This window comes from Phenylobacterium sp. RIFCSPHIGHO2_01_FULL_69_31, from assembly GCF_001824475.1.
In the GTDB taxonomy this organism is placed as follows: Bacteria; Pseudomonadota; Alphaproteobacteria; order Caulobacterales; family Caulobacteraceae; genus Phenylobacterium.
The window spans coordinates 72,844-84,072 of the sequence record NZ_MHXN01000037.1; the positions used below are offsets into that span (position 1 = coordinate 72,844).

Genomic DNA, 11,229 nt, shown 5'->3' on the forward strand with positions numbered 1-11,229 from the left:
CGGCGTTCAGCCTGCCGAACGAATGTTTGACCGGCAAGAGGGACGTCGCGGAAGGCGCCTACCTCTTCAGGCCGGCCAGATAGTCCAGCGCCGTGAGGGCCTGGGCGCGGACGCCGACCTCCATGGCGCCTTCGTCCATCACGTTGAAGAACGGCGAGTGGTTCACGCCCTTCGGGAAGCCGATGCCCAGGTCGTAGAACAGGCCCGGGATCTTCTGCTGATAGTACGAGAAGTCCTCGGCGCCGGTGATGAAGTCGATGTCGTCCTTGATCTTGCCCTGGGCGGCGCGGCCGAGGGTGGGCTTCATCTTCGCGGTTAGCGCCGGGTCGTTGCTGGTGACGGGGTTCGGCGTGTTCCAGACCACCTCGCCCTTGCCGCCGTAGCGGGTGGCGATCGAGTCCACCGTCTTCTCGATGCGGGCGATGATGTCCTTGCGCAGCGCCGGATCGAATGTGCGCAGCGTGCCGCTTAAGGTCATGTCGTCGGGGATGATGTTCCCGCGGACGCCACCGTGCACCGTGGCCACGGTCAGGATGGTCGGCGTGCGGGTCACATTGATCTGGCGCGCGGCGATCTGGTTGAAGGCCAGGACGATCTCGGCCTGCATGGAGGCGATGTCGATGCCGGCCGAGGGGTTGGCGCCGTGGGTCTGCTTGCCCTTGAGCTTGATCTCGTAGCCGTCGGACGCCGCCATCATCGGCCCGGACCGCCACACCAGCGAGCCTGGCTCGCCGGGGATCACGTGCAGGCCGAACACCGCGCTGGGCGCCGGGTTGGCCAGGGCGCCTTCCTTGATCATCAGCGGCGCGCCGCCCTCCTCGCCCGCTGGCGGGCCTTCTTCGGCCGGCTGGAAGAGGAACACGACCGTGCCGGGGATCTGGTCCTTCATGCTGGCCAGCACCTCGGCCGCGCCCATCAGGATCGCCACGTGGGCGTCGTGGCCGCAGGCGTGCATCACGCCGACCTCGGCGCCGTTGTAGGTCGCCTTCACCTTGGAGGCGAAGGGCACGCCCGTCTGCTCGGCCACCGGCAGGGCGTCCATGTCGGCCCGCAGCGCCACCACGCCGCCGGGCCTGCCGCCCTTCAGCACGCCCACGACACCTGTCTTGGCCACGCCGGTGCGGACCTCGATGCCGAGCTTCTCCAGGTGCGCGGCCACCAGGGCGGCGGTGCGGACCTCGTTGTTGCCCAGCTCCGGATGCTCATGGATGTCGCGCCGCCACGCGACGACCTTGGGCTGGACCGCCTTGGCCTTGGCGAACACGGCCGTATCGAAGCCCTGCGCCGCGGCGGGCGCGGAGAGGGCCAGGGCGACGGCGGCGCCGGCGATCCAATGAGGTTTACGCATGAGACTTCCCCCTCAAGGCCTGACGATACGCCCACCGGCCATGGCCTGCGGGACCCCGGTGGTCTTCGGAAACGAGATGGGCAGGCCGCGGAAGGTGCGGGCCGCCAGATAGGCAAAGGCTTCGGCCTCGATGGAATCGCCGCGCCAGCCGTGGTCCTCGGCGGTCTTCACCGGCATGGAAAGCCGGTCCGCCAACGCCTTCATGATCTCTGGATTGTGCCGCCCACCGCCGGTGACGATCACCTCGGTCGGCGCTGCGCCCATCATCTCGAAGCCGGCCTTCACGGCCTCGGCGGTGAAGGCGACGAGGGTGGCGGCGGCGTCCTCGAGCTGCAGCGGCTCCAGCGGCTCCAGCGAGAAGTCGAAGCGGTCCAGGGACTTCGGCGGCGGCGCCTCGAAGTACGGATGGGCCAGCAGCGCCCGCACGACGCCCTCGTCCACCCGGCCGACGCTGGCGTACTTGCCGCCGGCGTCATAGCGGCCCGCGCCACGCGCCTGGACCAGGAGGTCGATCATCCCGTTGCCGGGGCCAGTGTCGAAGGCCGCGATCTCCTCGCCGCCGGTCCAGAAGGTGACATTGGCCACGCCGCCGACGTTGAGCACCGCCAGCGGCGGCTGCAGCCCCGAGGCCTTGGCCCGCGCCAGATGGTAGATCGGCGCGAGGGGCGCGCCCTGCCCGCCCGCAGCCACGTCGGCGGTGCGGAAGTCATAGGCTACGGGCCGCCCGGTCAGCTTCGCCAGCATGGCGGCGTCGCCGAGCTGCACCGTGCGGCCCGGCGCGCCGTCGCTCGGCCGCTCGTGCAGGACCGTCTGGCCGTGCATGCCGATCAGGTCGATGTCGGGCCAGGAGAGGTCGTTGGCCTGGAGGAAGGCCTCGGCGGCGGAGAAGTGCTCCTCGGCCACCATCTCGGCCGCGTGGGGGAAGATCGTCGGCGGCGGCGTCCCCCGTTCCCACTTGAGAGCCTGTTGCGTCGCCTCCAGCAGCACGTTGCGCGTGGCGTCGGTGAGCTTGCGTTCGCCCGCCGGGCCGAACGCCTGGATGGCCTCGCCGTCGGTCTCCAGGACCGCCATGTCCACGGCGTCCAGCGAGGTCCCGGTCATGAATCCCAGCACGAGCATGACCGTTGACTGCCATGTCCGCGAACGGGTAGCTAGCCGCCATGATCGGTCCCGCCGCCCGTACCGGCCGCTATTACCGCCTGCCCCTGTAGCAGGCGTCCGATCCCACGCGCCTGCCCTCCCCGGCCGGCGCATCCAGAACACCCCAAGATGGAACGCCGGCCTCCCTCATCCCAAGGAGCCTGCCATGTCCCTCGAAATCCTCGCCGCGCCCGTGCTAGAGCGCGGCCCACTCACTGAAGACCGCCCCGCCGCAGGGATTCCGCCGCCGATGACCGACACCGCGTTCAAGTCCGACTTCCTGAAGGTGCTGCAGGAGCGCGGCTACATCCATCAGGTCACGCACCCGGCCGAGCTGGACGAGGCGGCGGCCAAGGGCGTGATCACCGCCTACATCGGCTTCGACGCCACCGCCGCGTCGCTGCACGTGGGCTCGCTGATCCAGATCATGATGCTGCGCCGGCTGCAGCAGAGCGGGCACAAGCCCATCGTCCTCATGGGCGGCGGGACCACCAAGATCGGCGATCCGACCGACAAGGACCAGTCGCGCCCCCTGCTCACCGAGGCCCAGATCAAGGCCAACATCGCCTCGATCAAAACGGTGTTCGCCAAGTTCCTGACCTTCGGCGACGGGCCCACCGACGCGATTATGGTCGACAACGACGACTGGCTCTCGAAGTACGGCTACGTCGACTTCCTGCGCGAGTTCGGCGTGCACTTCACGGTCAACCGGATGCTGGCGTTCGAGAGCGTCAAGCAGCGGCTGGAACGCGAGCAGCCGATGACGTTCCTCGAGTTCAACTACATGCTGATGCAGTCGGTGGACTTCCTGGAGCTGGAGCGCCGCAACGGCTGCGTGCTGCAGATGGGCGGCTCGGACCAGTGGGGGAACATCGTCAACGGGGTGGAGCTGATCCGCCGCGTCGACGCCAAGCCCGCTTTCGGCCTGACGACGCCCCTGCTCTCCACGGCCTCCGGCCAGAAGATGGGCAAGACCGTGGGCGGAGCCGTGTGGCTGAACGCCGACATGCGCAGCCCCTACGACTACTGGCAGTTCTGGCGGAACACCGAAGACGCCGACGTGGGCCGCTTCATGAAGCTTTTCACCGACCTGCCGCTGGACGAGATCGCCCGGTTGGAGGCTCTGCCGGGCGCCGAAATCAACGAGGCCAAGAAGGTGCTGGCGAACGCGGCGACGACGATGCTGCACGGCGCTGAGGCCGCGGCGACCGCGGAAGCGGCCGCCAAGGCCGCCTTCGAAGAAGGCCGGGTCTCCGGCGATCTGCCCACCCACGAGGTCCCCAAGGCCGACCTGGACGCGGGCCTCCAGCTCGCGGGACTGGCCGCCGATGCGGGCCTGGCCGGCTCCAAGGGAGAGGCTCGCCGCCTGGCCCAGGGCGGCGGCCTGCGCGTCAACGACAAGGCCGAACCGGACGCCAACCGCGTCCTGACCTCGGCCGACCTGGTGGACGGCGTCGTGAAACTGGCGGCCGGGAAGAAGAAGATCGTACTCGTGAAGCCTGTTTAACTGCTCGTCATGGCCGGGCTTGTCCCGGCCATCCAGAAGCGCCGACGCTTCAAGGTCTTGCTGAGAGCTCGACGCATCTGGATCCCCGGCACAAGGCCGGGGATGACGTTCTGAAAGGACCGACAATGACCGACGTGACCGAAGGCGCGCCTGCGCCGGACTTCGATCTCGAAACCCCGGACGGCCGGGTGAAGCTCGCCGACTTCGCCGGCAAGACCCTCGTGCTCTACTTCTATCCGAAGGACGACACGGCGGGCTGCACCAAGGAGGCGCAGGACTTCACGGCCCTGGCCCCGGACTTCGCCAAGGCGGGCGTCACCGTGATCGGCGTCTCCAAGGACACCGTCGCCAAGCACCGGAAGTTCGCCGCCAAGTACGACCTGGCCGTGACGCTGGCGTCGGATCCGGAGGGCGAGGTGATCGAGCGCTACGGCTCCTGGGTCGAGAAGAGCCTCTACGGCCGCAAGTACATGGGCATCGACCGGTCCACCTTCCTGATCCGGGACGGCAAGCTGGTGAAGGCCTGGCGCAAGGTGAAGGTCCCCGGCCATGCCCAGCAGGTCCTCGACGCTGCGCGCGGTTTGTGACGGCAATCAGCGATAATCGATAAACCCGTGCGGCCCGTGGTCGCTGCGGGGCGGAACATCCTTCGAACCGCTTGCTTGTCGAAAAAAAGTCGTCGCATATCGCCATCACCGAAAGGTTGGGGACTTCCGGCACGCATGCAACGTCTGGCGCAGCTCGGCCGCTCGCTCGTAGGGCTGTTCCCGGAACGGCATCTCTACGTCCGCTCCGGCGGGGCCATGAAGGCCTTCGTTCTCACCACCAAGAAGCAGTTGGTCATCGCCGGCGGGGTCGCCACGGGCGCCCTCTGGATGGGCGTCTGCACCGCCGCGATGCTGGTCAACCTTCTGTCCGCCTCGGCCGCCGACCGCGAGATCGCCAAGCTCAAGGCGCAGTCCGAACGCTACGTCGCCGACCGCCAGGCCCGCCTGGACAGCGCCATGGCGCGGCTGAACGCGGCCTCGGGCTCGAACCAGGACGCCGCCGCCTCGATCGAGAAGCGCCACGCCGCCCTCGCCCTGCTGCTCACCGACATGAAAGGCGCGCCGGGCGCCGCCGAGGCCCTGACGCCCGCGATCAACCGCGCGCTCGCCAGCGGCGACACCAATCCCGTTCGCCGGGTCGAGATGGTGCGCATCGGCCAGGAACAGCTCCTGGAGGCGGCCGACGGCTTCGCCAAGAGCCGCGCCGACCGGCTGCGGCTGGCGTTCCGCATGGCGGGCTTGTCGCCGACGACCTTCGTCGATCGCTCCAATTCCCTCGGCGGGCCGCTGATCGAGTCCAAGGATCCCAGCGCGCTCGCGGCGGTGCTGGATGTCGACGAGGATTTCGCCATGCGCATCCAGCGCGCGGCCCACGATCTCTCCGAGGCCAAGGCGCTGGGCGAGGCGGCCGAAGACCTGCCCCTGGCCCGGCCGACGGCCTCCGGCCAGCAGACCAGCGGCTTCGGCGTCCGGTTCGATCCCTTCACCCGCCGGCCGGCCTATCACTCCGGGCTGGACTTCAACGGCGGCCACGCGACGCCGATCTATTCCACCGGCCCCGGCGTCGTCTCCTTCACCGGCCAGCGCTCGGGCTACGGCAATGTGGTGGAGATCGACCACGGTCGCGGCCTGAAGACGCGCTACGCCCACCTCTCCGGTTTCGCCGTCCAGCGCGGCCAGCGCGTAGCGGTTGGGCAGCGGATCGCTTCCATGGGCTCGACGGGCCGTTCGACTGGGACCCATCTGCACTATGAGATATGGGTCAACGGTCGGGCCCAGAACCCGGGCCGCTTCCTGAAGGCCGGGCAGTATGTTCTCCAAGCCACAGAATAAGGGCGCGGCGGCGCCCTCCGACCCCTCCCCCGCGCGCAAGCTGACCGTCGCATCCCTGGTGGCCGAGGGCGTGCGCCTCCAGGGCGACCTCACCACCGAAGGCGACCTGCATCTGGACGGCTCCGTCGAGGGCGACATCCGCGTCAATCACATGACCGTCGGCGAGGCCGGCGTGGTGATCGGCACGATCCTGGCCGACAGCATCGAGGTGCGCGGCCGGGTCACCGGCACCATCTGCGCCCGCCAGGTCCGCCTCTGGGCCACCGCCCACGTCGACGGCGACATCAGCCACACGGAACTCGCCATCGAAGCCGGCGCCCATTTCGAAGGCCGCAGCCTGGCGCTGGTCCGGCCGGCCGAGGAGACCCCTGCCCTCAGCGTGGTGGCGGCGGAGTAGCTACTCCCGCGTCGCGCCCACGCGCTGCGCCAGGGCGGCGCCCATGAAGCGGTCGAGGTCGCCGTCGAGGACGCCGTCGGTGTCGCTGGTTTCCACGTCGGTGCGCAGGTCCTTGACCATCTGATACGGCTGCAGAACGTAGCTGCGGATCTGGTGGCCCCAGCCGATGTCGGTCTTCTGGTCCTCGATCGCCGCCTGGGCCGCCTCGCGCTTCTCCAGCTCGGCCTCGTAGAGGCGGGCCTTCAGCATCTTCCAGGCCTGGTCGCGGTTCTGGTGCTGCGAGCGCTGGTTCTGACAGGCCACGACGATGCCGGTCGGGATGTGGGTCAGGCGCACCGCCGAGTCGGTCTTGTTGACGTGCTGGCCGCCGGCGCCCGAGGCGCGATAGGTGTCCGTTCGCACGTCGGCGGGGTTGATCTCGATCTCGATGGTGTCGTCCACCACCGGATAGACCCAGACCGAGGCGAAGCTGGTGTGCCGCTTGGCGGCCGCGTCGAAGGGCGAGATCCGGACCAGGCGGTGGACGCCGGCTTCCGTCTTCAGCCAGCCATAGGCGTTGGGGCCCTTCACCTGCAGCGTCACGGACTTGATGCCCGCCTGTTCACCGGAGGTCTCTTCGAGGAAGTCCACCTCCATGCCGTGGGCGTTGGCCCAGCGCGTGTACATGCGCAGCAGCATGCCGGCCCAGTCGTTGGACTCGGTGCCGCCGGCGCCGGAGTTGATTTCCACGAAGGCGTCGTTGCCGTCCGCCTCGCCCGAGAGCAGGGCTTCCAGCTCGGCGCGGCTGGCGCGCTCCTTGATCGCGCGGAGCTGGGCGGTGGCTTCCTGGAAGCTGGCCTCGTCGCCCTCCTCGTCCGCCATCTCGGCGTAGCCGACGGCGTCGGCGAGGTCGCGCTCCAGAGACTGGACGGCCTCCACCTGCGCGGCCAGCCGCGAGCGCTCACGCGAGACCGCCTGCGCCTCGGCAGGCTTGTCCCAGAGGGTCGGGTCCTCGACCCGGGCGTTCAGTTCGTCGAGTTTACGGAGGGCCGGTTCCCAGTCAAAGACGCCTCCTGAGCAGTTCGATCGACTGCTCGATGTCGGCCTTGGCGGCCTCGACATCCGCTCTCATGGAGAGACTCCCAAAAATCCAGAGCGGCGGGCTCTAGCCCGCGCCGGCGCACAACACAAGAAACTCGGACGGGGTAACTCAGAACAGGTCGGACAGATCATCCTTCTTCTTCGGCGGCGGCGCCTGGGGCGCGACCGCGGCGGCCGCGTTGGGCGCGCCGGTGACGTTGCCGTCGCCGAAGACCTGGCTGTAGGGCTGCGGCCCCGCCGGCACGCCCGCCGCGCCCAGGCCCACGGTCGAGGCCTGGGGCTCGGTGCCGGGCCGGAAGGCCTCGCGGATGCCGCGGATCATCGCGTACTTGGCGTTGGCCGGCGCCTTGAAGGGTTCCGCCGGCTTGTCCTTCAGGGCCTCGCTCATGAAGTCCACGAAGATCGGCACGGCGGCCACGCTGCCGGTCTCGTTGTTGCCGAGACTGCGGTTGTCGTCGAAGCCGATGTAGACCCCGACCACCAGGTGCGGCGAGAAGCCCATGAACCAGGCCGACCGGTAGTCGTTGGTCGTGCCCGTCTTGCCGCCCAGGGGCTTGCCGATCGACGAGGCCTGGGTCGCCGTGCCGCGCAGGACCACGCCCTCCAGCATCGAGGTGATCTGATAGGCGGTGATCGGGTCCATGACCTGGTCGCCGGTGCGCGGAATGCGCGGGCTCTCGTCGCCTGAGAAGCCGGCCGTGCAGCGGTCGCACTGGCGGCGGTCGGCGCGCCAGATGACCTTGCCGTTGCGGTCCTCCACCACCTCGATCAGGCGTGGCTGCACCAGCTTGCCGCCGTTGACGAAGGTCGAATAGGCCGCGGCCATCCGGTAGGTCGTGGTCTCGCCCGACCCCAGCGCCATGGCCAGGACCTTGTCCATCTTCTTGGTCACGCCCAGCCGCTCGGCCAGGCCCGCGATCTTGGTCATGCCGACGCTCTGCGCCAGGCGCACGGTCATGGTGTTGCGCGACAGTTCCAGGCCTTTGCGCAGGGTGAGCGCGCCGTAGTAGTCGCGGCTGTAGTTCTCGGGGCTCCAGTCCTTGCCGCCATAGCCCCGCAGCGTGATGGGCGCGTCGAGCACCGTGCTGGCCGGCGTGTAGCCGCTCTCCAGCGCCGCCGCATATACGATCGGCTTGAACGACGATCCCGGCTGGCGCAGGGCCTGGGTGGCGCGGTTGAAACTGGACAGCGAGAACGAATAGCCGCCGACCATCGCCACCACGCGCCCGGAATAGGGCTCCATGGCCACCAGCGCGCCGTTCACCGCCGGCACCTGCTTGAGGCGGAAGCCGCCGCCGTCCTCGTTGGGCTCGACGAACACCAGGTCGCCGGTGCCGATCCCCTTGCCCGCCCGCGCCCAGGAGACATCCTGGCCGGCCAGGTTGCCGGTGCTGCCGTCGACGGTGCGAACCTCGACGGCCCCGCCCGCGACGCTGGTCACCACGGCGCGCTTCCACTCCTGGCGCTCGCGCGGCTTGACGGTCTTGCGGGCGATGTCTTCCCAGCCCTGCAGGGTGGTGACGTGGCCGAAGGCTCCGCGCCAGCCGTGACGGCGGTCGTAGCTCTCCAGCCCCTTCATCAGCGCCAGCTTGGCCGCGCTCTGGAGCTGCGGATCCAGGGTGGTGCGCATGTAGTAGCCGCCGGCGTTCAGCCGCTCGTCGCCCAGCTCCTTCATGTTGAGGGCGATGCGGCGCACCTCCTCCACGAAATAGTCGGCGTCGCGGTACTGCGAACGCGTCGGCGCAGGCTGGACGACCAGGTCCTCGGCCATGGCCGCCTTGGCCTCGGCCCGGGTCACCCAGCCGAGGTCGGCCATCTGGTCGATTACCCAGTTGCGACGGGCGATGGCCTGGGCCTTGCGGCGCATGGGGTGGTAGTTGTCGGGCCCCTTCGGCAGGGCCGCCAGATAGGCGCTCTCGGCCAGGGTCAGCTCGCTGAGCGACTTGCCGAAGTAGTTGTAGGCCGCCGCGCCGACGCCGTACGAGCGATAGCCCAGCCAGATCTCGTTCATGTAGAGCTCGAGGATCCGCTCCTTCGAGAGCGTCTGTTCGAGCTGGGAGGCCAGGATCGCCTCCTTCAGCTTGCGGCCGATGGTCTGGTCGCTGGTCAGGAGGATGTTCTTGGCCACCTGCTGGGTGATGGTCGAGCCGCCCTCCAGCCGCCGGCCCTGGGCCAGGTTGATGACGTTCTTGACCATGGCGCGGCCGAAGCCGCCCACGTCGACGCCGCCATGCTGGAAGAAGCCGTGGTCTTCGGCGGCCAGGAACGCCTGCGCCGTCTGGGCGGGGATCGCATCGTAGGGCACGAAGATGCGCCGCTCGCGCGAGAACTCGCCGATCAGGGTGCCGTCCCAGGCATAGGCGCGGGTCGCGGTGGCCGGATGATAGTCAACCAGGTCGCCCGCATCGGGCATGTCGTGGAACAGCCAGGCGGCATAGACGCCGACCGCCACCGCCGCCGCGGCGACGAAGCTGAGGGCGACGACGCCCACGATGCCGAACCACCGCGACGGCGGTCGGCCGGGCGCGATGGGCGGATTCAACTGAGACTGGCCGGGCGGGCGCTCCACCTGCCGTGGTCTAAACTGTGTTGAGGCGGGCGCCAACGCCCGGACGATGCGCCTGCGTCAGCGCGACGCGAGCTTCACCTGTTCGCCGAAGTGGGCGTCGATGGCGTTGGTGACTGCCCGCATGAGGCGGGCCCGGGCGGCCGGGTCGCGAAGCCGGGCCTCGTCCTCGGGATTGTTGACGAAGCCCATCTCCAGCAGCACCGCCGGCACGTCGGGGGCCAGCAGCACCATGAAGCCGGCGTCCCGGTGGCTGCGGCGCAGCATGGGCGCCTTGCCCTCGATGTTGGCCACCAGCGTCTGGGCGAACACCGCCGAGCGGTTGCGCGTGGCCCGCTGGGTGAGGTCGAACAGGATGTCGCGAACGCCCTGGTCGCCGGACAGGCTGGCCTTCATGAACCAGTCGTCCCGGCTGACGAACTTGGTCGCGCGGGAAGAGGCCTTGTCCGACAGGGTGTAGACGCTGGCGCCCTTCAGGTTGGTTTCGGGCGCCGAGTCGGAATGCAGGGAGATGAAGAGGTCGGCGCCCGCGCGCTGGGCCACCCGGACGCGGTCCTCCAGGGGGACATAGACGTCGGAGGTGCGGGTCATCACCACCTTGTAGCGGCCGGTGCGGTTCAGCTGTTCGGCCAGGGTGAGCGCGGCGGCGAGGTTCACGTCCTTCTCGACGCCATTGGCGCCCTGGGCCCCGACGTCGCGGCCGCCGTGCCCGGCGTCGATCACCACCACCTTCTTGAGCGGCAGGGCCGGCTTCTTCACCGGCAGGAACTGGGTGCGGATCTGGGCGGGCGGCGTGACCGTCTTCGTCGAGGTGACCACGGCGCCGGGCGCGGCCGCCGCCACGTCGATCACATAGCGATAGTTGGCCACCCCGTCGGCGGGGGGCAGCAGGAAGCGCCGCTTCAGCCGGGCGTCGCCGGCCAGTTCGAGCTGGAGCCGGGCCCCGCCCTGGACCTGGTCCACCACCCAGGCGCGGACCACGCCACGCCCGGCCCCCTGCTGGGTCTGGCCGGCGATGACGTTGGGCAGCATGACCACGACCCGGCGGTCGGCGGAGCCGTCCGAAATGATCTTGGCGCTGGTGGCGCCGTCCAGCTCGATCACCAGGCGGGTCTCGGCGGAATCACCGCCCATGCGCACCTTGATCAGCCCCGCCGTCTCGGTGGCGGCGTGCCCGACGGCAAAGGCTGCGAGGCCGACGGCCACGGCGCAGGAGGCGGCGATCATGCGCCCCCGCCCGTTCATCACCGCGCCCTTGAGCCGCCCCAACATGCTAAAGCCCCGAAAACACGGAGATTCGCGCAACGCGAA

9 protein-coding genes are annotated in these 11,229 nt (G+C 69.4%); 4 read left to right on the forward strand and 5 right to left on the reverse strand.

Annotation, left to right across the window (positions count from 1 at the left end):
• Positions 1–58: 58 nt before the first annotated feature.
• Together A2790_RS19885 and A2790_RS19890 are read right to left on the reverse strand one after the other, a co-directional pair.
• Positions 59–1,348: an amidohydrolase gene (locus tag A2790_RS19885; protein WP_293395431.1), complete on the reverse strand. Its 1,290-nt coding sequence runs from the start codon at positions 1,346–1,348 to the stop codon at positions 59–61.
• Positions 1,349–1,360: 12 nt separating this feature from the next.
• The gene (locus A2790_RS19890) at positions 1,361–2,467 is read right to left on the reverse strand and encodes an anhydro-N-acetylmuramic acid kinase (protein WP_293395434.1); all 1,107 of its coding nucleotides are present in this window, start codon (positions 2,465–2,467) and stop codon (positions 1,361–1,363) included.
• 271 nt (positions 2,468–2,738) lie between these two features.
• On the opposite strand from A2790_RS19890, the gene tyrS reads away from it, so the two are divergent.
• The 4 genes from tyrS to A2790_RS19910 all read left to right on the forward strand — a co-directional run bounded on the left by tyrS (position 2,739) and on the right by A2790_RS19910 (position 6,272).
• Complete coding sequence (gene tyrS, locus A2790_RS19895) at positions 2,739–3,995, forward strand: tyrosine--tRNA ligase (RefSeq protein ID WP_293395690.1); 1,257 nt, start codon at positions 2,739–2,741, stop codon at positions 3,993–3,995.
• Between the two features lie 125 nt (positions 3,996–4,120).
• A complete protein-coding gene (locus tag A2790_RS19900; RefSeq protein ID WP_293395437.1) occupies positions 4,121–4,582 on the forward strand; it encodes a peroxiredoxin in 462 nt (153 codons plus the stop codon).
• A 135-nt stretch (positions 4,583–4,717) separates the two neighbouring features.
• Positions 4,718–5,875, forward strand: coding sequence for a M23 family metallopeptidase (locus tag A2790_RS19905; protein ID WP_293395440.1), 1,158 nt, complete (start codon positions 4,718–4,720; stop codon positions 5,873–5,875).
• On the forward strand, positions 5,853–6,272 hold the full coding sequence (locus A2790_RS19910; protein WP_293395443.1) for a polymer-forming cytoskeletal protein: 420 nt from the start codon (positions 5,853–5,855) through the stop codon (positions 6,270–6,272). The genes A2790_RS19905 and A2790_RS19910 overlap by 23 nt, the downstream gene beginning before the upstream one ends.
• Here A2790_RS19910 and prfB read toward each other — a convergent pair.
• The 3 genes from prfB to A2790_RS19925 all read right to left on the reverse strand — a co-directional run bounded on the left by prfB (position 6,273) and on the right by A2790_RS19925 (position 11,190).
• Positions 6,273–7,383 (reverse strand): peptide chain release factor 2 gene (gene prfB / locus A2790_RS19915; protein WP_293395446.1). Its coding sequence is split into 2 segments (ribosomal slippage): positions 6,273–7,313 and positions 7,315–7,383, totalling 1,110 coding nucleotides; the frame shifts between segments, so codons are not numbered across the junction.
• A gap of 78 nt (positions 7,384–7,461) precedes the next feature.
• On the reverse strand, positions 7,462–9,894 hold the full coding sequence (locus tag A2790_RS19920; RefSeq protein WP_293395449.1) for a penicillin-binding protein 1A: 2,433 nt from the start codon (positions 9,892–9,894) through the stop codon (positions 7,462–7,464).
• Positions 9,895–9,978: 84 nt separating this feature from the next.
• Entirely contained in the window at positions 9,979–11,190 is a 1,212-nt protein-coding gene (locus A2790_RS19925; RefSeq protein WP_293395452.1) for an N-acetylmuramoyl-L-alanine amidase, read from the reverse strand.
• Positions 11,191–11,229: the final 39 nt, after the last annotated feature.

Bases quoted from the DNA above. Each gene is read 5' to 3' on its own strand.
- A2790_RS19885 (WP_293395431.1), bottom strand. From the start codon at position 1,348: ATGCGTAAACCTCATTGGATCGCCGGCGCCGCCGTCGCCCTGGCCCTC.
- A2790_RS19890 (WP_293395434.1), bottom strand. From the start codon at position 2,467: ATGCTCGTGCTGGGATTCATGACCGGGACCTCGCTGGACGCCGTGGAC.
- tyrS (WP_293395690.1), top strand. From the start codon at position 2,739: ATGACCGACACCGCGTTCAAGTCCGACTTCCTGAAGGTGCTGCAGGAG.
- A2790_RS19900 (WP_293395437.1), top strand. From the start codon at position 4,121: ATGACCGACGTGACCGAAGGCGCGCCTGCGCCGGACTTCGATCTCGAA.
- A2790_RS19905 (WP_293395440.1), top strand. From the start codon at position 4,718: ATGCAACGTCTGGCGCAGCTCGGCCGCTCGCTCGTAGGGCTGTTCCCG.
- A2790_RS19910 (WP_293395443.1), top strand. From the start codon at position 5,853: ATGTTCTCCAAGCCACAGAATAAGGGCGCGGCGGCGCCCTCCGACCCC.
- A2790_RS19925 (WP_293395452.1), bottom strand. From the start codon at position 11,190: ATGTTGGGGCGGCTCAAGGGCGCGGTGATGAACGGGCGGGGGCGCATG.